Origin of the sequence: Lacrimispora sp., from assembly GCF_047605665.1 — a bacterium.
In the GTDB taxonomy this organism is placed as follows: domain Bacteria; phylum Bacillota; class Clostridia; order Lachnospirales; family Lachnospiraceae; genus Lacrimispora.
Genome location: NZ_JASGFH010000002.1, coordinates 209,099 through 233,376, shown reverse-complemented (window position 1 = coordinate 233,376; position 24,278 = coordinate 209,099). Strand labels below are relative to the sequence as shown.

Here is a 24,278-nt window from a genome sequence, read left to right as displayed (position 1 = left end):
GGTGCAATTTTGGACATTTTTTTACTCCAGCCTTATTTCCCTTTCCAGGGCCATGGAATAAATGATTTTTTCCTTCACCTTTTTCCCGGTCATCTGCTCCAGAGCCCGCTGATAATACTCCATCTGGACCTGATAACGGTCCCTCAAAACCTGTTCTTCGCCCTCTTTAATCCGGTCGGTTTTGTAGTCCACCAGGACCAGTTCCCCTTCCTCTTCCATCCAGGCATCCATAATTCCCTGAACGAGAATCAGCTCACCGGAATCTCCCAGGTCCATATCTCTGGCGGGAATACCAACCACAAACTGCTGCTCTTTTTTAAGCCTTCCTTCCGCCTGTGCCGCTCCCATGCGCTGCCCCAGAGGGGAGCCTAAGAATGCGGCAAGCTGTTTGGCTGATAAGAGGGAGAGGCTTTCCTCATCTATTTTCCGGGCCTTTAAAATGCCCTCCAGAGCTTCCTCCACTTCCTCCCCGGTGCGGACCTTTCCAAAGTCTAAAAGTTCCAGAGCCCGGTGATACGCGGTTCCCCGGAATGCACCCCTGGCTTTTTCCTCCTGTCCTTCTTCCATTAAAAAGGCAGGAATGGTGGGAAGAAATGCGCTTTCCTCTTCATCGGTAAACTGCCCCCTCTTTTTCAGCTCAGACACGGATATCTTGGTATATAAACCGATGTCAGATTCGTAGGGGTATTCATACTCAAAGGCCGACTTTAAATCCGCCTCAAAAGCCGAATCGTAAACCAGGTCCGGGTTAAGGGCGAGAAGACTTTCCCTCGTCAGCCTTTTCTCTGCCTGCCGCTCCATCTCATATCCCACCAGATTGGTCAGGGGAAGCTCCTTTACCACTAAAGTTCCCGTATCAAGCCCTTCCCCGGATAAAATACCATCCCGTGAATACTTTCCCGAAAGGCTCATGAGCAGCCAGTCCAGATAGGAGTCGGCAGAGGAGAGTATGGTAAAGGGAATCTGTCCTTCTGTCCGCAAGATACCGTCAAATCGCTCCATCTTTTTATCCAGGTAGCGGTCAAAGCCTGTCATGATCAGCTTTTCCTTCGCCCTTGTCATAGCCACATAGAGGACCCGCAGCTCCTCCCCCATGGCACTAAGTTCCATGCTCCGTTTTAAAACGTGTTTTTTTAAAGTCGGCGCCTTCACTCTGCGGTCTAAGTCCAGGTAATCGGTTCCGATTCCCAGGTCAGGATCAATGAGGATTTTTCCGTAAGCATCCTGTTTGTTGAACTTTTTCCCCATTCCGGCCAGAAACACCACTGGAAACTCCAGGCCCTTGCTCTTATGAATGGTCATGACCCGGACCGTATCCCCTTCTCCTGCCAGAGAAGCCTCACCGAAGTCCGTTTCATATTTTTTCAGGTTTTCAATGTAGCGGATAAAATGAAACAAGCCCGTATAGCTGGTTTTTTCATAAGCAGAGGCCTTTTCCACCAGCATACGCAGATTGGCCCTTCTGGCCTCTCCTGCCGGCATGGCGGAAACGTAATCATAATATCCGGTTCCTTCATACAGATCATACAGCAGCTCATGAATGGAAAGGTAAGCCGACTTCTTCCGATAGCCTGCCAGCATGAGAGAAAAATCCTCCAGCTTCTTAAAAAGTCCCGGATATTCAGCGTCTTCCTTTTCCCTGTATTCCTCCAGATAATTCTGCCAGGCTCCATATAAGCCCCGGTCCTGGCCCTTTTTGGCCGTTTTTTTCCATAAGGCCATGAGATGTGCCATTTCCTCATCCGTCACACCTGCCACCGGAGATTTGAATGCAGCGGCCAGAGGAATATCCTGCATGGGATTGTCAATGATGCTGAGCATGGATAAAACAGCCTCCACCTCGGTTGCGGTAAAATATCCGGTCTTTCTCTCCGCATAAGCAGGAATGCCCTCATTCATCAAAACATTGACAAAATCTTCAGCCCATCCGCTGGTGCTTCTTAACAGGATGACAATATCCCCGTAGCCGGCACTCCGGTAGCCTCCCGTTCCGCCCAGCTTTCCATCCCATACTTTTAAGCCTCTTACAGGGTCCGTAAGCTCCCGGATTCTGGCTGCAATGGCCTTTGCCTCCAGCTCCCTGCCGGTATAATCGGCATCGTCTCCCTCCAACTGCTTTAGCAGACTTCCTTCCCCATGGATCATGAGAAGCTCTGATTTTTCCGTTCCTCTTTCCTCACAGTCAGGGAAGCTGGCTCCCGGATGAAGGGCCGTTTCCCTGGTATACCGGATATTTCCCAGGTTTCTGGTCATGATCTGGTAAAAAACCTGGTTGATGCTCTCCAGGACCTCTGTCCTGCTTCGGAAATTCTGGTGGAGCTCGATTTTCTGGTACTTCCCTTCCTCAGCAGAGTACGTCTCATACTTTTCCAGAAAGAGCTGGGGCCTTGCAAGGCGGAACTGGTAAATGCTCTGCTTTACATCCCCCACCATGAACACGTTGGGATTTCCAAACCGTTCTCTGGATATGCTGGTGATGAGCGCCTCCTGCACATCGTTGCTGTCCTGGTATTCATCCACCAGTATCTCCTCAAACTGACGGCTCAATTCGTCAGCAGCCTCTGACGGAACGGTTTTTCCATCCTCTCTCGTCAGAAGAATCTTCAGGGCATAGTGCTCTAAATCGTTAAAATCCACCACATTCCGTTCCTTTTTCTTTTCCTGATACCGGCTGGCATACTCCTGGGCCAGATCGAGAAGCGTGTTCACCGCCTCTTTCGTTCCCCGGATATCGGAAAGCACCTCCTGAGGGGATTCAAAGCAGTATAAATCCCGAAGCTTTGCAACGGCCTTTTTCACCCGGTCCCTGATTCCTGTCACATAAGCCTTTTTATCGGGATCAATGTCCTTGCCACGGATGGCTGCCAGACGGTCAAAGGCGACCTCTTTCAGACCTTCGTTTAAGGATTCGTAGTCTTCCGCTCTCGAAAGAGTCTCCAGCATGCGAAAATCACCGGTCAGCATGGGAAGATAGGCCAGAGGGCCGTTCTCATCCTCGCAGACCTCCAGTGCACTTTCGATCTGGTCCTTTAATTCCCCAAGCTGGAGGGCTGCATCCCACATGAGAAATTTCATCCAGCCCGTATCCATGAGCTGGTCCATATCACAGGCTTCCAGCTCCTGTCTGCACCCTTCCAGCCACTCATCCGGCCAGGGATTGCTCTGGGAAAAGGTGTATACCTGCATGATATAATCCCCGATTCCCCGGTCGGTTTTTCCCGTCGCATACGTTTCCACAAACTGTTCAAACAAGGGGTCCTGCTTTCCGTAAAACTCCTCCAGCATTTCCTCCATGACGTCACCCCGCAAAAGGAGCATTTCCCCTTCATCTCCCACCCGGAAAGCCGGGTCAATGTCCAGCTTATTGTAGTGCTCCCGGATGAGCCCCAGACAGAAGCTGTCAATGGTGGTGATCTGGGCATATGGAATCATGGCTGACTGCATCTGAAGATGGGCGTTGTCGGGATTTTCCATCAGCTTTTCATCGATGGCCTTTAACACCCTCTCCCTCATCTCATCGGCAGCGGCCTTTGTAAAGGTCATGACCAGAAGCTGGTCCACACGCAGGGGATTCTCCCCTTCGGTGACCATGCGGATGATTCTCTCCACCAAAACCGCAGTCTTTCCGCTTCCTGCAGCCGCCGATACCAGCAGGTTTCTGTTTCTGCTTTCAATGACCGCTTTTTGTTCCTCAGTCCAGCGAATCGCCATGGTCTTCCTCCTCTCCCTCAATAACAGGCCATATTTCCTCAGATTTCAATGCCTTGAATTTTCGATAGCTGTATCCTCTGGTCTTTAAATCAAAGCCGCAGACGCTGTGGTAGGGGCAGTAATCGCAGGCGCTTTTCATTCCCTGTTTATAGGGAGTGATGTCAATGACTCCGTCCAGGATATCCTGGCCTTCTGTCTTTAATTTCTCCCTGACAAACTGGCGCAGCGCATCAAAGCGCTTTCCTCCTGCCACCGAGGACTTAGCCTCCTGGATGATCCCGTTTTTCATGGCAACTGGGATGACGTCTGATTCCGTTTCGATCTCATGGTCCAAATGGGAAATGGCATTTAAATCGCTGTTGACCAGGCCGTTCATGCGAAGTTGTTTCAGCATCTGCCTGCTGATATCTTCTTCTGTCATGTCCCCTTCCCGTTCAACCACCGGATCGTTAATATTATAATAGAAGATTCCTGCCGGAACCACAGACTTATCAGGGCTGCGTCTTCCTTCCATTTCCAGGGCTGCGTCCATATAGACCACAAGCTGCATCTGGAGGCCGTAGTAAAGAGAGGTCAAGTCAAAGGCTGTGCTTCCTGATTTGTAATCGATGATCTTCACATAGACCGCATCCTCGTCCTCATACAAGTCCATGCGGTCGATCCTTCCCCGCAGATGAACGGCTTCATCCCCTGATAAGGGAATTCTCATAGCATTTAAATGGTCGTCGGCAGAAAAGGACACCTCAAATCCTACGGGGGTGAAATCTCCTTTTTTCAGTTGTTCCAAAAGGGCCCACACCGTCCTGTCGGTGATCCGCTCCACTTTTCCGGCCAGATAGGCATTTCTGGCAGAGCTTTTTAAAATGGTGTTGCCGTATTCTTCCGTCACTTCATTCACGCATTCACGGACCAGAGCCTTCCGCTCTTCTTCAGAGAGAGTTTTAAAATCCCGCCCCCCCTCCTTCATCCGGTTAAACCATAAGTCAATGGAATCGTGAAATAAGTTTCCGATGTCCATGGCTGCAAGCTGGAATTCCTGTCTCTCCATCAATTCCAGCCCGTAATTTAAGAAATGGGCGTAAGCACAGGAAGCAAACTGCTCCATTCTGGTCACGCTTCCGCTTATGACAGGGCCGTAAAGGGCTCTTGCCGCGATCTTTCCGATTCCCCGTTTTTCATAGGAATAAAAGGCAGCTTTTGCCAGCTTTTTCCCTTCCTCCCTATGGTCCTCTGAACGGAGAAATGCCTTAAACAGCTCTAAAAACCTTCCGTCTCCCCCTGTATGTTCATATTCCCGAAGCCCTTTGACGAGGCAGTCCTTAGCCTCCCGCATGGAAAGAGGTACTGCCCCATCTTCAGGAACCTTTTCAGCTAAATGGGGAAACAGCTTTTTCAGCTCCCCGATCAGGGTGGAGGGGCGCAGGCTTCTTCCGCTGCTGTCCATGGCCGCATGGGATAAAATCAGTTCCTGCTCCGGCTTTGTGAGTGCCAGATACAGATAAAAGCGCTGTCTTAAGCCCTCCTCACTGGCAGTGGGGGCCAGTTCAATGGCCTGGTTTCCTAAAAATTCCCTTTCCCTGTCTGTCAGCAGGCTTTTGTTGTCCTTTTTCACCGGAACGATTCCGTCATTTACGCCTACAAAAAACAGGACCTTGACGTGGTCTAACCTGGTTCTGGTGATATCACCCACCACCACCCGGTCCACGGAAGCGGGAATCAAGCCCACCTTGACCTCAGAAAATCCTGCATCCAGGATTTCTCCGTATTCCCTGGGGCTCACGTGTTCTTCTCCCAAAAGTCCGGCCAGACGGTCAAATAAGTCCATGACCAGGCCGTATACCTGGCTGTACTCCCTGGCAAGGCCGTATTCTCCCGCTTCCTGAAACTCTCCTTCATAGGCGAGAATCTTTTCTTCTATGCCAAGCTCCATTAAAAGGGCTGTCAACGCTGCTGTCATGGACTCTACTGTGGATTCCCTGCCCCTGAAAACTTCCAAGAGGGGCCTTAAGGGGGTCATGATCTCTTCCCGGAAGGCATTTAACTCCTCCAGATTTAAGTCCTTTCCTCCCCGGTACCAGCCCTCCCATACGCTGTTCCACCGTTTAAATCCCCGGATTCCCATGGCAATGACGTAATTTTCCAGCCGGTCTGTCCTGGCCGAATCCTCTTTTGAAGCCACCAGTCCGGTTCTCAAATAACGAAACACCGATTCATAGGAAAAGTCCTTCTGAACCATATCAACGGCTGCCCGGATCAGCTCCACCATGGGATTTTTTAAAATGCTTTTTTTGTCATCCAAAAAGTAAGGGATGCCGTTTAAGGGAAACTGATGGGATATCTCATTGGCATAAGTCCCTAAGTCTCCGGTGATGACAGCCATATCCCGGTAGCGCAGTCCCTGCTCCCGGATGCGCTCCTCCATGGAGCGGACCACAAAGGCAATTTCCTCTGAGGGGCTTAATGCCTTCATCAGACTGACTGAGCCGGGAACGGATTCGCAGAACTTCCCCTTATACCGGTATAGATTCTGTTCCAGAAAATCCAGGGCATTTTCCCCATCGCAGCAGCCGTCTGCTGCCCCTTTCCCGCCTTCGCACTGGTAGCGGACGGCGGGGCGGTCCGTAAGCAGAATATCTTCATCTCTGGATGTTCCAGCTTCTCTTGCCAGCTCATTCAGCTTCCATATCATCTGGCGGCTCATGTAAAACAGCTCCTGGGCTCCTGTTTTCCGGTTCATGTTCTCCGACGGGTCGATGGTCACAGTGACGATGACCTGCTTGGCATACCGCAGAAACAGCTTTAAAATCCGGTACTGAACCGGCGTAAATCCGGTATATCCATCTAAGGTGATAACGCTGTTTTTTATCAGCTCCGACCTTGGAAGGGCGTCGCATAAAACATCTAAAATCTCCTCTGTGGTGATGTATTTTTCCTTGATATAATCCTTAAAGCCCTGATAAATCACGGAAATATCCGAAAGCTTCTGTTTTAGCATGGGACTTACGTGCTCCGTCATTTCTCCGTTTAACATCTCCGGCGTCACGCCGTACTGGTAAAGCTCAGACAGCATGGACTTTAGTTGGGAAATGAATCCGGTCTTTGACAAATGCTCTTTATAAAGAATCAGCTCCCGCTTTTTTCCTGCCGTCACCTTCCGGAGCACCATGGACTTTCCCATGTCGTCAAGGACCTGGGGATTTACGATGGCGAGCTCCTCAAATATCCGGTAAGCCAGTCTCATAAAGCTTACGATATCGATGTTCATGACCCCGTGATTGGGGTGAAGGGTGACGATTTCCTTCTGGGTCTGCATGGTAAACTGCTCCGGAACAACGGCGATGAACCGGGTATCCGGCTCCTCCATGGACCGGCGGATCAGCTCCGTATACAAGCGGCTGGTCTTTCCGGAACCGGAACCGCCTAATATAAATTGAAGGGACATGGCATATTCACTCCTTTTCCCAATTTTTCTTTTGACAGATCAGTGGATATGACCCATATCCATTGATTCACAAACACACGTTTGTATCTTATTTTATCACAGATTTCCCTTGTCAACAACGAATTCTTAGGAATGAAATTTCCAGCCCAATAATACATTATAACAAAACTGTACGGAGGGCTTCTTTTATGAGCTCTAAAACAAAAATCATTGTTTTACGAATGAAGGAAATCATTTACACTGCAATCTTTGTGGGCCTTGGAATTCTCCTCATCACTTTGTTTTTAGTCATGTTCCGCCCTAAGAGGGATTCTGTTCAGACCTCCGGCGACCCAGTGATCTACGTTCCGGGAGTCTATACCTCCGCCATCATGCTGAATCATCAGGAGGCAAACGTAGAAGTCACCGTCGACGCCAAGCAGATCACCTCGGTCACCCTGGTCCCTTTAAGCGAAACCGTAGCCACCATGTATCCCCTGATGCAGCCGGCCATGAATAACTTATCAGAGCAGATCGTCAAAAACCAGTCCACCAAAAATGTTTCTTATTCTACGGAAACCAGGTACACCTCAGGGATGCTTTTAAAGGCAGTTGACCAGGCCATTTCCAAAGCACAGATAAGTGAATAATCGGGATTGTATTTTCCCTTTTAAGACTGTATAATGATAAGGCAAAATACATACTTACCTAAATGAGAAAGCACCGGGTATACCATTATGCCCAGAAAGCGTGGGCCAAAAGAGGAAGCACCCTTTGGGTATACCATTATGCCCAGAAAGCATGGGCCAAAAGAGGAAATCAAAATGAGTCAGAATACAAAGACATTTAATGCCCCAGGGCATAACCAGATTACAGAGGGAGTGATATGGAAACAGCTTCTTCTGTTTTTCTTTCCTATTTTATTCGGAACCTTTTTCCAGCAGCTTTATAACACTGCCGATGCGGTGGTGGTGGGACGGTTCGTGGGCAAGGAAGCCTTAGCAGCCGTGGGAGGCCCTACAGGAACGCTGATCAATTTGCTGATCGGAATTTTTGTCGGGCTTTCCTCTGGGGCCGGAGTCATTATTTCCCAGTTTTATGGGGCAAAAAAGGAAAGCCAGGTGAGCCTGGCCGTTCATACTGCTGCCGCCTTTTCCCTTATAGGCGGCATTGTGCTGATGTTTGTGGGATTTTTTCTGGCGCCTTCTGCCTTAAGAGCCATGGGAACGCCTGAAGACATCATGGACTATTCTGTTTTATATCTGCGGATTTATTTTTTAGGTGCCATTCCAAACCTTTTTTATAATATGGGAGCCGGCATCTTAAGAGCCGCCGGAAACTCCAGGCAGCCTCTTTACTTTTTAATCATGAGCTGTTTTACCAACATCGTTCTGGACCTGCTGTTTGTGGTTTCCTTTCACATGGGAGTTGCGGGAGCTGCCCTTGCTACTATCATCTCTCAGTTTGTCAGCGCCGTTTTAGTGGCCCGTGTGCTGGTCAGAACAAATCAGTCCTACCGGCTTAAGGTAAAGGACATCAGAATCAACCGGGAAATGTTAAAGCAGATGACAAGGATCGGCTTCCCCGCCGCCCTGCAATCGGTGATGTACTCCTCTTCCAACGTGATCATCCAGGCTGCCGTCAATTCCCTGGGAACCGACACCATCGCAGCGTGGACAGCCTATGCAAAGATCGACAGCATCTTCTGGATGATCATCAGCGCCTTTGGAATCGCAGTCACCACCTTTGTGGGACAAAACTACGGAGCAGGAAAAAAAGACAGGGTATACAAAGGAATCCGTATCTGCATGATCATGGGTTTTATTTCTGCCATTGTCTTAAGCTTTTTCCTGTATTACTCCGGCAGCTACATCTACTTACTGTTTACCACTGACCGGGATGTGATTGAAAAGGGGATGGAAATACTCCGCTTCCTCTCCCCGGTATTCTTTACCTATGTGTGCATTGAAATTTATTCCGGCGCTCTCAGGGGAGCGGGGGACAGTTGGATTCCCATGATCATCACAGCTTTGGGAATCTGCGCCCTCCGGGTTCTCTGGATTCTTGTGGCCGTTCCCATCCGCCCCGGAATCAAGACCATGATCTTCAGCTATCCTCTGACCTGGGTCGTTACCTCGCTTTTGTTCATCGTGTATTTCAACTGGTTCAGCCCCTTAAAACGGCTGCGGCTGCCCCGCTTTACCAAATAAAAGATCATTCCATGGGAGCCCTGTAAAACCTGCCGTAAAACTGCTGTGTTTTTAACATGTTCACGATCACGTTTTCATCCACTTCCAGAAACAGGGTTACCATATCGGGCACTTCATAGGAGGAAACTACCGTATGAAGGAGGTACATATCCCTTCCGCTGTAGCCTCCCACCGCCTCCACACAGGAAATGCCGTGGCGGAAAGCTTTTACATACTCCTTTGCCATCTCAGGTCCCTTTGTGGTGGTGATCTGAAGGGTGACCCGCTCATACCGGTGATGAAAGGTGGAAATGACCATGGTGCTCACAAACTGGAATAAGATAGAATATCCGGCGTAGTCCCAGCCGAAAATCGCTCCAAAGATGGAAAGCAGAATCACATTGCCCATAAAGACCTGGGTCCATATGGATTTTCCGGTTTTATTGGATACATACAGGGCGATGAAGTCCGTTCCTCCGGAGGAAGCATTTCCCCTGAGAGCCATGACAATGGCAAAGCCATACAGCACTCCGCCGTATAAAACATTGAGTATGATATCTTCAAAAATGGGCTCAAAATGCAGGATTTTTAAAAATGCACTGGCTAAAAAAACCTGGAGTAGGGAAAAGAGAGTAAACCGTTTGCTGATGCTCTTGCTGCAGGCCCAGGCAACAGGAAGGTTTAAAAGGATCATTCCCAGGGAAGTGGAAAAATTGCTTCCAAAAAGGGAGGTGATCCGGTCAATTAAAATCGCAATTCCCGTAAATCCCCCTGATAAAAGGCCCGAAGGCCGGATAAATGTCTGTATGACAAACGTCTGTAAAAATGCGGCTGCCACAACAGCCACTGCTGTTATCACATTTCTGCCGCGCTTATCTCTCCTCAACTTCTTCAACATAAACTCAACTTCCTCCTTGTCACTAAGTGATAGTATATGTAATTTTTTCCTCTATATCAATACTTTTCAGAAATAAAGAATCCCGCTTGCGGGATTCTCCGCCTGCGGCGGGTCGCTTTTGCGACATCCAACCCTACCGCCGCAGTGCGATCCCCCGGAGGGTTTTTATCGCATAGGACGAACTTTCCTATGCGATAAAAAAAGGATTGCCCTTCCCCCACAGAAGGCAATCCTTTGCCACGTTCTTAAGCCGTCACATTATAAATTTTCTGCTTTCCAAAATTCACGTGTCACAACTGTGCACCTTGTGCACTTTCTTACGCTTCTCACATCGATGATAATACCATTTATTTCCCAAAAAGTCAACGTTTTTAGTGTATTTCACTAAAAATGTCCTTGTATACAAGAAATATTATCGGAATATTATATATAAAATCCCGAAAACCCCAGAACATATTTTTTTCAAAAAATGCACATACTATCCTTATATCTTTTCATAAGCCACAAGGAGATCATCACCATGGAATTTTCCCCAAAGTTATCGGACAATATAAAACGCCTCCACGAAAAGCTGGACGTTCAATCGAATTTTGATGTGGTATACCGTGTCATACACATGGCAGGCCGGGAGGCCTGTATCTATTTTATTGACGGTTTTACAAAGGATGAGGTCTGGTTAAAAATCCTTCCCGGATTTGCTGCCATAAAAGAGGAGGACATGCCTCCTGATGCCCATACCTTCTCAAAAAAATATCTGCCTTACGGCGAGATCGGACTCATTAAGGACGAGGAGCAAATGATAATCCAGCTTTTAATGGGAATATCCTGCCTCTTCATTGACGGCTACGATACATGCATCACCGTGGACTGCCGCACCTATCCGGCCAGAGGGGTGTCAGAACCGGAAAAAGACAAGGTTTTAAGAGGCTCCAGAGACGGATTTGTGGAAACCCTGATCTTTAACACTGCCCTTATCCGCCGGAGAATCCGGGACCCCAAACTCACCATGGAAATCATGAGCACCGGAGAAAGCTCCCATACGGATATCGCCATCTGCTACTTTAAGGGAAGGGTGGATGAAAAACTTCTCACCATGATCAAGGACCGCATATCAAAGCTGGAGGTGGATGCCCTGACCATGAACCAGGAAAGCCTTGCGGAATGCCTTTATCCCCATAAATGGTTCAATCCCTTTCCAAAGTTCAAATTTTCCGAGCGCCCGGACACGGCTGCTGCTTCGATTTTAGAAGGAAATATCATCATCCTTGTGGACAGCTCTCCTGCTGCCATGATACTGCCTTCCTCTGTATTTGACATCATTGAAGAGGCTGATGACTATTATTTCCCCCCTGTTACAGGCACTTACTTACGCCTTTCCAGGCTGGTCATCGCCATACTGACCCTGTTCATGACACCCACGTGGCTGCTTCTCATGCAGAATCCGGAGATCATTCCCTCCTGGCTCCAATTCACCCGGTTATCGGAGGTGCCTCAGGTTCCTTTGATCTTCCAGCTTCTGATTCTGGAATTTGCCATTGACGGCTTAAGGCTTGCCGCGGTCACCACGCCCAGCATGCTGACCACCCCCTTGAGCGTGATCGCCGGTATTGTACTGGGAGAATATTCCGTCAAATCCGGCTGGTTCAACAGTGAGACCATGCTTTACATGGCATTTGTGACCATTGCCAACTACTCCCAGGCCAGCTTCGAACTGGGCTATGCCTTTAAATTCATGAGAATGATCATGCTGATCACAACAGCTATATTTAATTACTGGGGCTTTTTGGGAGGGGTTTTGCTTTCTCTTTGTGCCATTGTATTTAACAAGACCATTGCCGGAAAGAGCTATATCTATCCTCTCATTCCCTTCCATTTTTCAGAACTGAAAAAGCGGTTTTTCCGGGGACGGCTTCCTCATAAGCAGAAATAACCGGGCAATCCTTTTTTGCAGCTCTTGATTTCTTTCCTTTCCTATAATACAATGAAGGGCGAGGAGGATTGCCATGAACATCGTTATTATTGACGGGCAGGGCGGAAAAATGGGACAATCCGTCATCGTCCAGCTTAAAAAGTCCCATCCGGAGCTTTTCATCACTGCCGTGGGAACCAATTCCATCGCCACCTCTGCCATGTTAAAGGCAGGAGCTGATGCCGGGGCTACCGGCCAAAACCCGGTTATTGTAGCCAGCCGCCAGGCGGATGTGATCATTGGACCCATTGGAATCGTCATTGCAGACTCCCTTCTGGGAGAAATCACACCGGCCATGTCAGAGGCCATAGGGAAAAGTTCTGCTTATAAGATACTGATTCCTGTGAATAAATGCAACCATCACGTGGTGGGCTGCGAAAATCTGAATTTAACAGAGGCCATCGGCCTTGTAATCAAAAAGGTGGAGGATCTTTTATGATCTCCACCTTTTCTTTTGGAAGTTCTATTCATCAACGCTATAGTTTGGCGCCTCTTTTGTGATATGAATATCATGGGGATGGCTTTCCTTTAAGGAAGCTGCTGTGATCTTTACAAATCTTCCATTTTCCTGGAGCTCCCGAACTGTCTGTGTTCCGCAGTATCCCATTCCGGACCGTAAGCCTCCCAGCATCTGGAATACGGTATCCTCTACCATTCCCTTGTATGCCACACGGCCCTCCACGCCTTCAGGAACCAGCTTTTTGGCATCCGCCTGGAAATACCGGTCCTTGCTTCCGTTTTCCATGGCAGCAATGGAACCCATGCCGCGGTACACCTTGTATTTTCTTCCCTGATACAGCTCAAAGGTTCCCGGACTTTCGTCGCATCCGGCAAACATGCTTCCCATCATACATACGCTTCCGCCGGCTGCAATAGCCTTTGTCAGATCGCCGGAATACTTGATTCCGCCGTCGGCAATGATGGGCACTCCGTATTCCTTAGCCACTGCATAGCAGTCCATAACTGCTGTGATCTGGGGAACGCCGATTCCGGCTACCACACGGGTAGTACAGATGGAACCGGGGCCGATTCCCACCTTCACCGCATCAGCTCCCGCTTCAATCAATGCCTTTGTGGCATCTCCGGTAGCTACGTTTCCTGCAATGACCTGAAGATCGGGGTAAGCTTCCTTAATCAGCTTTACGCAGTGGATGACATTTTCAGAATGACCGTGGGCGGAGTCTAAAACCACCACATCCACCTTGGACTGTACCAAAGCTCCCACCCGGTCCAGCACATTGGCTGTAATTCCCACGGCAGCGCCGCACAGCAGCCTTCCCTGGTTGTCCTTGGCGGAACTCGGATATTTGATCTGCTTTTCTATGTCTTTAATGGTGATCAGGCCCTTTAAATTGAATTCATCATCTACAATCGGAAGCTTTTCCACTCTTGCCTTGGCAAGAATCTTCTTTGCCTCTGTCAGGGTGATTCCTTCTCTGGCGGTTACCAGATTTTCAGTGGTCATGCATTCCTTGATCTTGCGGCTGAAGTCCTCTTCAAATTTCAAGTCCCGGTTGGTGATAATGCCCACCAGTTTTTTCCCTTCTGTAATGGGAACACCGGAAATGCGGAACTTGCTCATGAGGTCATTGGCATCCTTTAAGGTATGCTCCGGAGAGAGATAAAAGGGATCTGTAATGACACCGTTCTCAGACCGTTTAACCTTGTCGACCTCCTCTGCCTGCTCATCAATGGACATGTTCTTATGAATAATGCCGATTCCTCCCTGTCTTGCCATGGCAATGGCCATGCGGTGTTCCGTCACCGTATCCATTCCTGCGCTCATGAGGGGGATGTTCAGCTTAATCGTTTTGGTAAGATTGGTCGTTAAATCAACCTGATTCGGGACCACTTCTGAATAGGCCGGAACCAGGAGCACATCATCAAAAGTAATGCCGTCGCCAATAATTGTACCCATTAATTTAATCTCTCCTTTTCTTTATGATTTGTACGGTTGCTAAGTATTCTTGCCTGCTTATTAGTTACATAGTTTAACAAATTTTGTAAGGGTTGTCAACGGACAAAACCTTAATAAATCGTTTACTTATTTTTACCTCTGTGGTATCATAAAACCATCATATCAAATATCTTTTTAAATTCTTTTTTCAGCTTTAAATTTTTCTGCTTTGTCCTTTTTTATTCCATTTCAAAATTATTTTTTAAGTCTTCCTCTCTGTCCCGTTCTTGCAACAGAATCCTTAAAATGATATAATTCTGATATAAGGTATATTTGCTGCAATGCTCTGAGGGAGATATCTTCTGGCAGGAGGCGCAAATGATTCAAATGAGAACCGATTGGAATTCCCTGGGAATATCCAATGACTTTATTTTTGGAAAGGTCATGACAGATCCGGCGCTGTGTTTGGAACTTTTGCAGGAAATACTTCCGGAATTAAATATTTCCTGCATTCAATACCCGGAACTTCAAAAAAGCATCCGTCTGGATAAAGATGCCCGCAGCGTAAGGCTGGATGTTTATGTAATCGGAAATAACAGCACAGTCTATAACATCGAAATGCAGACAATCGACACAAAAGAACTTCCCAAAAGAACAAGGTACTACCAGTCCATCATTGATTTGCAGTTAATTGATAAAGGGGAGCCATATACAAAATTAAATAACAGCTATATTATTTTTATCTGTCCATTTGACTTATTCGGTAAAAACAGGCATATTTATACGTTTGAATATGTTTGCAGAGAAGATAACTACATACACTTACAAGACGGAACAACCAGGATTTTTTTGAATGCTGACGGCAATATCGATGATATCAGTGAAGGGCTGAAAGCTTTTCTTGATCTTGTGGCAGGGAGGCCGAACAGCGGCCCCTTTGGAAAGAAGCTGGAAGATGCCGTAAAAGAAGCAAAAAAGAACAGAGAATGGAGGCATGAATATATGACATTACTAATGCGCGATATGGAAAATATAGAAAAGGGAATGGAACAAGGAATCGAAAAAGGCATGGAACAGGAACGCAGAAAAATAATCATGAAAATGCTCAGCCAGGAGTTTCCCGTGGAGCAGATCATGGCTGTCTGCGATGCATCAAGAGAGGAAATAGAAGCCTGTCGGAAGAATCTGTCCTCCTTTTCAGAGCTCGATCAAAATCCCTCTTAAAACAAAAAACCAGGAGGCAGGCAGTTCATTCAAACCGCTTGCCTCCTGGTTTCTATTATATTCCCTGAATCACCTTCCGCGGCGCTGTCATCCTCATACAGCGAAGCAGCTTTTCATCGGGCTCAAATATGATTTTGGTCCGTTCTCCGCCGGACTGGCTGATCAGAGTGTAAGTCTTTGCTCCCGGCATATGGGAGGAAAAATCCAGCACTTTTATATTTCCTGTCTCATGATCCCTGGCCTCTGTAGAGCCTGTAGGCGCAACGATCTGAACCTCTTCCATGGAACCTTCCCAGGCTTTCTTTCTCTTGCTCTTGCCGTAAATCCGGTCAATGGAAAGGCTGTTGGTCACATAAAGATATTCAAATTCCACCTCACTGTTGCGGAACACAAAGTAGGTTCCGGCGATGGCTGCAAAGAGAATCACCACTCCAAAAACTCCTAAAAGCGGGGTAATGGAAAGGAAAAATGCGATCACACATACGATTCCCATTACGATTTTTAAAAGCATGGTATACGCCGGAGATTTTCGTTTCACAAGACATTCTGCATACATTTCATTCATACGGCACTGGGTCCTTTCCTCTTTTGCTCCTGATCTTCGGGGAAGTCCGCAGTGCAGCGGGCAGAGCCTGCGGCTCCACCCGCTGTCGGGCATTCGCCCTATGAAACAGGTAGCGAATAAATTTTCTTATGTGCGAGCACAACGAAAATTCATTCACCCCCTGTTTCGCACTGCTCATTGCTTACATCATATCCATTCCGCCCGGTCCAGGCATTGCGGGTGCTTTTTCTTTAATATTAGCAACAACGGACTCTGTTGTCAATAGGGTAGAGGCAACGCTGGTTGCATTCTGAAGTGCGCTTCTGGTCACCTTGGTTGGGTCCAGAATGCCTGCTTCCACCATATCCACGTACTCTTCTTTATATGCGTCAAAGCCGGTTCCGACTTTGGATTCTTTCACCTTGTTGATGATAACGCTGCCTTCCAGACCTGCGTTAGCTGCAATGTGATACAGCGGAGATTCCAGAGCTTTTAAGATGATCTTTCCGCCAGTTTTCTCATCGCCTTCCAGTCCGTTTACAACCTCCTGAATCTGAGTGATGGCATGGATATAAGCAGAACCGCCGCCTGCGATTACACCTTCCTCAACGGCTGCTCTCGCTGCGGATAAAGCGTCTTCCATACGAAGCTTTGCTTCCTTCATCTCAGTTTCTGTTGCAGCACCTACACGGATTACTGCTACGCCGCCGGATAATTTTGCAAGTCTTTCCTGTAATTTTTCTCTGTCAAAGTCAGAAGTTGTTTCCTCGATCTGGCTCTTGATCTGGCCGATTCTGGCATTGATGGCATCCTTGTCGCCGCAGCCGTCTACGATGACGGTGTTTTCCTTCTGAACCTTAACGGATTTTGCACGTCCTAATAAGTCCAGAGTAGCGTTCTTCAGCTCATAGCCCAGCTCTTCGGAAATTACGGTACCGCCTGTTAAAACTGCGATATCCTGAAGCATTTCTTTTCTTCTGTCGCCGTAGCCTGGAGCCTTTACACCTACTACATTGAAGGTTCCTCTTAATTTATTTACAATCAGAGTTGTCAGTGCTTCGCCTTCTACGTCTTCTGCAATGATGAGAAGTCTTGCGCCGGACTGAACTACCTGCTCTAACAGCGGGAGGATTTCCTGAATGTTTGAAACCTTCTTATCTGTAATCAGGATATATGGATCATCTAAGTTAGCTTCCATCTTTTCCATATCGGTGCACATGTAAGCGGAAACATAACCTCTGTCAAACTGCATACCTTCTACCAGGTCCAGCTCTGTCTTCATGGTCTTGGACTCTTCAATGGTGATAACGCCGTTGTTGGAAACCTTTTCCATAGCGTCAGCTACCATCTCGCCCACTTCATCGTCTGCTGCGGAAATAGCTGCAACTCTTGCGATGGAAGCTTTACCCTTAATAGGCTCGCTCATCTTAGCAATGGCTTCTACGGCTGCTTCTGTCGCTTTCTTCATACCCTTTCTTAAAACGATCGGGTTTGCGCCTGCTGCCAGGTTCTTCATTCCTTCGTTGATCATAGCCTGAGCTAAAACCGTTGCAGTTGTAGTACCGTCACCTGCCACGTCATTGGTCTTTGTGGCAACTTCTTTTACGAGCTGAGCGCCCATGTTCTCAAATGCATCTTCTAATTCAATTTCCTTTGCGATGGTCACACCGTCATTGGTAATCAATGGTGCGCCAAATGATTTATCCAAAACAACGTTTCTTCCTTTCGGTCCCAGGGTCACACGAACAGTATCTGCTAACTGATTTACTCCGGACTCCAGTGCTTTTCTGGCTTCCACGCCATATTTAATCTGCTTTGCCATGTTTCATTCCTCCAGTTTTCTTCTAAAAATTAGTTCAAATTCCGATCGCCCGGTTATTCAATTACCGCTAAAATGTCATTCTGCTTTACGATCACATATTTCTCATCGTCTTCCCCGGTTTCAATCTCTGTTCCGGAATACTTGGAGAAGATTACTTTATCGCCCACTTTTACCTGCATGGTGACTTCTTTTCCGTCTACCAATCCGCCAGGTCCTACTGCGATGACTTCCGCCTGCTGGGGTTTTTCTTTTGCCTGACCAGGCAGAACAATTCCTGACTTGGTTGTCTCTTCAGCAACCAGCGGTTTTAAAACAACTTTGTCAAATAATGGAACTAATTTCATTGCAATTCCTCCTCATAGCCATATGTTATTTTCTTTCTTCAGGTTTGCCTAAAGAAGTTTTATTTTATTTACATACTAAGTTATATCACTCATTATTAGCACTGTCAAGAGTTGAGTGCTAACTTTATATATTTTTTACATTTTTCCCAAATTTAAGGGTTTTTTGTCCTCATCTACATAGTTTATAGAAATTTTCTTATTATATACCTTTATTTTTTCTTTTGGAAGTATTACAATATTAAACAGAGTAAATCGCCTTTCAGGCGTATCATTATGCCCAAAAGGAAAGGAGTGTTTTAAATGGCAAAAAAAGGTAATGGTTTTGGAAAATTTGTGGCACTTGCCACCATAGCAGGCGCTGCCGCTGCCGGCATCTCTTACTTTACAAAATACAAATCCTTTCACAAGGAACTGGAAGAAAACTTCCATGACTTTGAAGATGACGACGATGACATCACCAAGATCGACAGCACCATGAACCGCAATTACGTTTCCTTACATGCCAATAAGGACGAGTTTAAGATCGCAGCCTCTGATACAGCAGAAGCAGCCAGAGATGCGGCTCATGCGGCAAAAAACATGGTAAAGGACGCAGCAGGCATTGTCACTGACACAGTAAAGGAAGCAGCTTCTGCTATGAAATTTACTGCAAAGGACAAGTTTGACTCTGCCAAGGGACAGGCAAAAAAAGCTCTGGACCAGGAAGACATGACGGAAGACGGAGGCCTCGATTACGCTGCCGGAGCAGCGGATTATCTGTCTGAAAAAGCAGAAGATGCAGCAGACTTTATAGAGGAAGCCGCAGAGGATGCTGTTGATGCTGTAAAAGAAACTGCGGAAGATGCCGTTGATATGGCAAAAGACGGAGCAGAAGATGCGCAGAAGGCGCTGAAAGACCTGGCCGAAGAAACCACCACGATTGTGGAAGATATCATGGAATAACTCCCGTAACTCAAAGGCTGCGGGCAATAAGGAAGTATTCTTAACAGCGAAACGGTATAGCTTAACGGCTATGCTGTTTCGCTGTTTTCATGCTTTTATAAGAATCTGCTTGTTGTTATTGTTTTACAGACCGTATATAATTAGAGATAATAAGAACGGGATGAATATAGTGAAATTTCACTTTGAACAGCAGGGATGGGAAAGAAGCTGATGATCCAAAATGACAGGCAATTCCATATGTTCCCCTCTCATGTGGAGCTGAGGAAGTTGCCATGCGCACAATGTTTCCTCCCGAAGCCGTAAAACAATATGGGTTGTGCTTTGATAAATCAAAGCCGCGGCCCAGCCAAATAAGGAGGACGCCTATGAACTGGGAGCCGTGGACAGGCTGTTACAAAGTAAGTGAAGGCTGCATAAATTGCTATTTTTACGGACCATACGCGAAACGCTTTGGTCAGAACACGATACAAAAAACAGACAAATTCGATTGGCCTGCCAGAAAAAATGCAAAAGGTCAATACAACATCAAGGGGAACAAAATTCTTGCGACTTGTTTTGCGACTGACTTTTTTCTTCCCGAAGCGGATGAATGGCGTAAAGAAGTCTGGGCTATGATCAGGGAGAGAACGGACATAGAATTTCTGATTTTGACAAAGCGAATTGACCGTTTCCTTGTATCTCTTCCGTCAGACTGGGGAACAGGATATGATAATGTGAATATCGGGTGTACTGTGGAAAATCAACTATCAGCCGATTATAGACTCCCACTGTTTTTATCCTATCCCATAAAGCGGCGTTTTATCGCTTGTGCTCCGCTTTTAGAAGCAATAGATTTGACACCGTATCTTCACGGAGTAGATCATGTTACCGTCGGCGGTGAAACGGGGCGGGAAGCCCGTGAATGTGATTATGATTGGGTGCTTCATATCCGCGAACAATGCGAGAAAGCAAATGTAACGTTTTGGTTTAAAAATACAGGCTCATTTTTTAGGCGTAACGGCATGGTGGAAAAAATCAATCCATTCAGGCAAACCAGTATGGCAAAAGAGTTTGGCATAGATATTTCAGATGGAAAAAGGTTGTTTTAATCGAACACTTCATTTCGTTTTCCGCCACAAGGGTAAATTAAAAACCGTTGTTATGGCAGCAGAATAGTCATACCTCTTAAAATGGTGTTCTGCTGCGTGATAAAACGGGCGTATCGCCGTTAATGCGGTACGCCCGTTTGCAGTCTCCTGTTTGTCAGCCGTTATAATCTCAGTTTCTGATACTTCGTTATCACCATTCAATCAACTGGTCCCGGCGGTTTTTTATTTCCTGCTATAAATCACTTTTCATAGAGGAATTCTTCCGGCAAGGCCACCTTAAAATCAGCCGCCAGATCACGGAAGTTTTCTGCGGTTATGGTCTGAAGTTTGTCAGGCCTGATGGAAAGCACCTTAACAAGGATTTCCGCAGATTTTTCCACCGTATGCATCAGGCCAAAGGTTAAGTCAAAGTCCTCTCCTGAGGCAAACAGGCCGTGATGAGCCCAGATGGCCACATCGTACTTTTTCATCAGTTCGCTGGTGGCCACCGCAATATCCCGTCCTCCCGGAACCATCCAGCCTACCACGCCTACGCCGGAAGGGAACACAACCGGACACTCCGTAGCCATTTCCCATAATTCTCTGGTAAACACCTTATCTTCTAAGGGAAGTACAAAGGTGAGTGCAATGATATTAGTCGGGTGAGCGTGGTAAATGACCCGGTGTTTTCCGTCTGTCGCCGCTTTTTTCACTTCATGGTTCATGAGGTGGGAAGGGAGCTCGCTGGTGGGGCGTCCTCCGTTTACCAGGCCCCAGCAGATTCTGTACTGTTCCCCTGTTTCATCTATTTCTATGATGCAGGTATTGGCCCTGGGGTCCAAGATCACATTGCGGAAATATTTGCCGCTTCCAGTCACCATGAAATACTCTCCTGCCAGCCCCTTTACCGTGGTTCCGATGGGCTGCCAGGGATTTTCATCTGTCAATTCCTCTTTTATCTCTTCCACTTCTGACGGTTTGATCCGGTAGCTTAAGTTGCCTCCGTTTCTCTCATGCCAGTTCTGGTGAAATCCGTCGTCGCATAAACGGATAAATCCCTTTACAAATTCTGTATCTAAAATCCTCATATTCATCCTCCTTATTTCCGGTTAACCAGCACTTCTTTTTCATAGGAGCGGACTTCTTCAAACCAGTCTTCCTTCGCGGGAACGCCATTGATTTCGCAGAAATAGTTCCACACATCGCCTATGGGATAAAGCTTCATTTCCTCCTGAACCATCATCTGCTCTGTGAAATTACGCTCCTCCTGCAATTTCGCCAGCCTTTCATCAGGAAGGAGGAGGGCATTTAACAGGGCCTTCTGCATGTTGCGCATTCCCACAATCCAGGCGCTTAAACGGTTGATGCCTGCATCAAAGAAGTCCAGGGCCAGAAGAACACGGTCAGCGCCTCCCCGCACGATTTCCTTGGCAATCTCCTTCGTTTCATCGTCAAACAATACCACATGATCGCTGTCCCAGCGCACAGGCCTCGTGACATGCAGAGCCACCTTGTCAAAGAACAAAAGCATGGAAGAAATCTTGTCGGATACCGCTTCCGTCGGATGGTAATGGCCGCTGTCCAGCAGACAGAGAATATCATTTTTAGAGGCGTAATTCATATAAAACTCATGGGAACCTACGGTATAGCTTTCCATGCCGATTCCAAACACCTTGGACTCCACTGCCACGTACACCTTGCTCTTGTCATAATCCATGGAAAGAATCTGATCAAGAGAGTCCTTCAGCCTCGCTCTCGGAGCTGTCCTGTCAGCAGGAATGTCCTTCAGCCCGTCGGGAATCCAGATATTCATGGTGCATGGGCTTCCCTGTTCCTCTGCAAAATACTGGGAAATGCGGATACATGCCTTTACATGGTCAATCCAGAAGCTGCGGATTTCAAGGTCCTCACTTGATAAGGTGGCATTCTCAGCCTTTGGATGGGAAAACAGCGTGGGATTGAAATCAATGCCAATACCCCTCTCCTTTGCAAACTCCACCCATTTTGCAAAATGTTTCGGCTCCAGCTTATCCCGGTCAGCCCATTCTCCATCTTCAAAAATACCATAGCTGGCATGGAGATTGATCCTGTGTTTTCCAGGAATCAGGCTCAGGGCTTTATCCATGTCTGCCATCAGCTCCTCCGGGTTTCTGGCCCGGCCCGGATAATTGCCGGTTGCCTGGATTCCGCCGGATAAAGCGCCTTCCCGGTCAAATCCGTTTACATCATCTCCCTGCCAACAGTGCATGGAAATAGGGATTCTTTGTAAGGCTTCCACTGCCGCATCCACATCAACGCCCGCTCCCTGATACATTTCTTTTGCCGCTTCGTACCGCTCTTTTATTGTCATGATCTTTTTCTCCTTCTATTCATTGATTTAATCCAGGTGAAATACAGGCTTTAATCCCACGGAAACCGGGCTGTTATCCGGGTTTGTTTCCATAATATCCGCCATAAAGTCCCACCATTTCCGGTTAATGGCCGTATCCGCCGATGCCGCCCATTTCTCTTCATCTTCAATCTCGATGTAGCCGTAAAGGACATTCGTTTCTTCATCCAGGAAAATAGAGTAATTACGGCCGCCGCATTGATGAATCACATCCTTCATTTCAGGCCATAACAGGTTGTGTCTCTTTTCGTATTCCTGAGCCATTCCTTCATTTAAATACATTTTAAATGATTTCCGTATCATAAAAATTTCGCTCCCTTCTCATCACATGTGATCTGGCTTATATTCTGTTATGGCAAAAGAACGGTAAACCGCTTCTCTTGCTGATTTTAAATCCTCAAATTCCCCTGCTGCCAGCATCTGGGCCAGCAGATTGCCGATGGCGGTAGCTTCTCCTGGTCCTGCATAGACGGTCCGGCCTGTGCGGTTTGCCGTCAGCCGGTTTAAATACTCTGCATTGGAGCCGCCTCCCACCACATGAATGGAGGAGTAATGCTTTCCTGTAACAGCTTCCAGCTCCCGAACCGTATCCCGGTAACAGTCAGCCAGACTGTTGTAAATGACAGCCGCCACTTCCCCCGCTGTTTCAGGCACCTGCATTCCCAACCTGCGGCAGAAATCCTGCACCGCTTTCACCATGCTCTTTGGTGCCAGAAATGTGCTGTCATTGCAGTCTACAATAGAAGCAATGGTTTCCTTTAAAGCCATCTGGCATAACCCGGCAAAGGAATAGTCCTGCCCCGCAGCCGCAAACTCCTTTCTCACGGACTGGATCATCCACATCCCCATAATATTTTTCAAGTACCTGAACCGGAAATCGTATCCGCCCTCATTCGTAAAATTAGCTTCCATGCTTTCCTTGGAACAGTCTGCCCTGTCCAGTTCTGTCCCCATCAAAGACCAGGTTCCTGAGCTTATGTAAAGAATATCTTCCTTGGACTCTCCGCTTTCCTCTGCCATTGGAACCGCCATAACAGCAGAGCCGGTATCATGGGTAGCCGGAAGAACTACCTGACACGTAAATCCCAATTCCGCTTCTATTTCCGGCCTCAATTTCCCCACGAAAGTCCCCGGCATGGAAAGCTGACCAAACAGCTTTTGGGGAAACCCCAGTTTTCCAATCAATTCATAATCCCAGTTTCCTGTTTCCGGATTCACTAACTGCGTGGTGGTGGCATTGGTATACTCCTGCCTCTTTACCCCTGTCAGAAGATAATGAAAATAGTCGGGAATCATGAGGAAGGAATCCGCCTGTTCCAGATACTCCGGTTTTTCTTCCTTTACAGCCATAAGCTGATAAACAGTATTAAAAATCTGTTTCTGGATTCCCGTTCTCTCATATAAGTCCTTTAAAGGAATGATCTCATACACCTTATCATCCATTCCTTTTGTCCTGTCATCCCGGTATCCCACCGCATTGCCTAATATCCGGTTTTCCTCATCCAAAAGGACAAAGTCCACTGCCCATGTATCAATCCCCATGGTAAGAGGAACTTTCCCGATTTTTTTGCACTGCTTCATCCCCTCTTTGATCTTTGCAAATAAGGACTCCACATCCCAGCACAAATGGCCGTCTTTGGTTTCCATGCCATTGTCAAACCGGTAAATCTCCTCAAATGTTATCTTTCCTTCCTTTACAGAGCCCAGAATATGACGGCCGCTGGAGGCGCCGATATCTATGGCAAGGTAGTGCTTTTCCATACAAACCACTCTCCATTCCTTTTTTCTTTCCCGCCCACCCTTTTGGGACATACACGGATACCCAAAGGGTGCTTCTGCTTCTATCATAAAGGATAGGAAG

18 protein-coding genes are annotated in these 24,278 nt (G+C 47.3%); 7 read left to right on the top strand and 11 right to left on the bottom strand.

Translation table 11 applies throughout. From position 1 onward, the window contains the following. Window positions 1–21 precede the first annotated feature (21 nt). Entirely contained in the window at window positions 22–3,711 is a 3,690-nt protein-coding gene (gene addA / locus QM657_RS02380; protein WP_415064918.1) for a helicase-exonuclease AddAB subunit AddA, read from the bottom strand. After that, entirely contained in the window at window positions 3,692–7,153 is a 3,462-nt protein-coding gene (addB, locus tag QM657_RS02375; RefSeq protein WP_415064917.1) for a helicase-exonuclease AddAB subunit AddB, read from the bottom strand. Before addB ends, addA begins: the two co-directional genes overlap by 20 nt. Window positions 7,154–7,341: 188 nt before the next feature. On the opposite strand from addB, the gene QM657_RS02370 reads away from it, so the two are divergent. Together QM657_RS02370 and QM657_RS02365 are read left to right on the top strand one after the other, a co-directional pair. Continuing rightward, window positions 7,342–7,782 (top strand): hypothetical protein, encoded by a 441-nt coding sequence (locus QM657_RS02370; RefSeq protein WP_415064916.1) that lies wholly within the window; start codon window positions 7,342–7,344, stop codon window positions 7,780–7,782. Between the two features lie 174 nt (window positions 7,783–7,956). Next, window positions 7,957–9,342 carry an MATE family efflux transporter gene (locus QM657_RS02365; RefSeq protein WP_415064915.1) on the top strand — a complete coding sequence of 462 codons (1,386 nt, stop codon included), beginning with the start codon at window positions 7,957–7,959 and terminating at the stop codon, window positions 9,340–9,342. A gap of 4 nt (window positions 9,343–9,346) precedes the next feature. Here the strand turns inward: QM657_RS02365 and QM657_RS02360 are convergent, their stop codons facing one another. Next, window positions 9,347–10,219 carry a YitT family protein gene (locus QM657_RS02360; RefSeq protein WP_415064914.1) on the bottom strand — a complete coding sequence of 291 codons (873 nt, stop codon included), beginning with the start codon at window positions 10,217–10,219 and terminating at the stop codon, window positions 9,347–9,349. Between the two features lie 520 nt (window positions 10,220–10,739). On the opposite strand from QM657_RS02360, the gene QM657_RS02355 reads away from it, so the two are divergent. After that, window positions 10,740–12,149: a spore germination protein gene (locus QM657_RS02355; RefSeq protein WP_415064913.1), complete on the top strand. Its 1,410-nt coding sequence runs from the start codon at window positions 10,740–10,742 to the stop codon at window positions 12,147–12,149. A gap of 73 nt (window positions 12,150–12,222) precedes the next feature. After that, window positions 12,223–12,627 (top strand): DUF3842 family protein, encoded by a 405-nt coding sequence (locus tag QM657_RS02350; RefSeq protein ID WP_415064912.1) that lies wholly within the window; start codon window positions 12,223–12,225, stop codon window positions 12,625–12,627. Between the two features lie 24 nt (window positions 12,628–12,651). On the opposite strand, the gene guaB is transcribed toward QM657_RS02350, so the two are convergent. Beyond that, complete coding sequence (gene guaB / locus QM657_RS02345; protein WP_415064911.1) at window positions 12,652–14,106, bottom strand: IMP dehydrogenase; 1,455 nt, start codon at window positions 14,104–14,106, stop codon at window positions 12,652–12,654. A gap of 357 nt (window positions 14,107–14,463) precedes the next feature. Here guaB and QM657_RS02340 point away from each other — a divergent pair, with 357 nt between their 5' ends. Beyond that, window positions 14,464–15,309, top strand: a complete 846-nt coding sequence (locus tag QM657_RS02340; protein WP_415064910.1) for an Rpn family recombination-promoting nuclease/putative transposase — start codon at window positions 14,464–14,466, stop codon at window positions 15,307–15,309. A 55-nt stretch (window positions 15,310–15,364) separates the two neighbouring features. On the opposite strand, the gene QM657_RS02335 is transcribed toward QM657_RS02340, so the two are convergent. The 3 genes from QM657_RS02335 to QM657_RS02325 form a co-directional block, all read right to left on the bottom strand. Further along, entirely contained in the window at window positions 15,365–15,874 is a 510-nt protein-coding gene (locus QM657_RS02335; protein ID WP_415064909.1) for a DUF6106 family protein, read from the bottom strand. Window positions 15,875–16,055: 181 nt separating this feature from the next. Then, window positions 16,056–17,675 (bottom strand): chaperonin GroEL, encoded by a 1,620-nt coding sequence (gene groL / locus QM657_RS02330; RefSeq protein WP_415064908.1) that lies wholly within the window; start codon window positions 17,673–17,675, stop codon window positions 16,056–16,058. Between the two features lie 53 nt (window positions 17,676–17,728). After that, entirely contained in the window at window positions 17,729–18,019 is a 291-nt protein-coding gene (locus QM657_RS02325) for a co-chaperone GroES (RefSeq protein WP_124067675.1), read from the bottom strand. Between the two features lie 300 nt (window positions 18,020–18,319). Here QM657_RS02325 and QM657_RS02320 point away from each other — a divergent pair, with 300 nt between their 5' ends. Together QM657_RS02320 and QM657_RS02315 are read left to right on the top strand one after the other, a co-directional pair. Continuing rightward, window positions 18,320–18,961, top strand: coding sequence for a hypothetical protein (locus QM657_RS02320; protein WP_415064907.1), 642 nt, complete (start codon window positions 18,320–18,322; stop codon window positions 18,959–18,961). A 272-nt stretch (window positions 18,962–19,233) separates the two neighbouring features. Continuing rightward, window positions 19,234–20,049 carry a DUF5131 family protein gene (locus tag QM657_RS02315; RefSeq protein WP_415064906.1) on the top strand — a complete coding sequence of 272 codons (816 nt, stop codon included), beginning with the start codon at window positions 19,234–19,236 and terminating at the stop codon, window positions 20,047–20,049. Window positions 20,050–20,288: 239 nt separating this feature from the next. Here QM657_RS02315 and rhaD read toward each other — a convergent pair whose 3' ends face one another. The 4 genes from rhaD to rhaB are packed head-to-tail and all read right to left on the bottom strand — an operon-like array spanning window position 20,289 to window position 24,178. Continuing rightward, on the bottom strand, window positions 20,289–21,116 hold the full coding sequence (gene rhaD / locus QM657_RS02310) for a rhamnulose-1-phosphate aldolase (RefSeq protein ID WP_415064905.1): 828 nt from the start codon (window positions 21,114–21,116) through the stop codon (window positions 20,289–20,291). A gap of 11 nt (window positions 21,117–21,127) precedes the next feature. Beyond that, on the bottom strand, window positions 21,128–22,378 hold the full coding sequence (locus QM657_RS02305; RefSeq protein ID WP_415064904.1) for an L-rhamnose isomerase: 1,251 nt from the start codon (window positions 22,376–22,378) through the stop codon (window positions 21,128–21,130). A gap of 27 nt (window positions 22,379–22,405) precedes the next feature. Then, complete coding sequence (gene rhaM, locus QM657_RS02300) at window positions 22,406–22,720, bottom strand: L-rhamnose mutarotase (RefSeq protein ID WP_415064903.1); 315 nt, start codon at window positions 22,718–22,720, stop codon at window positions 22,406–22,408. Between the two features lie 21 nt (window positions 22,721–22,741). Next, window positions 22,742–24,178 (bottom strand): rhamnulokinase, encoded by a 1,437-nt coding sequence (gene rhaB / locus QM657_RS02295; protein WP_415064902.1) that lies wholly within the window; start codon window positions 24,176–24,178, stop codon window positions 22,742–22,744. Window positions 24,179–24,278: the final 100 nt, after the last annotated feature.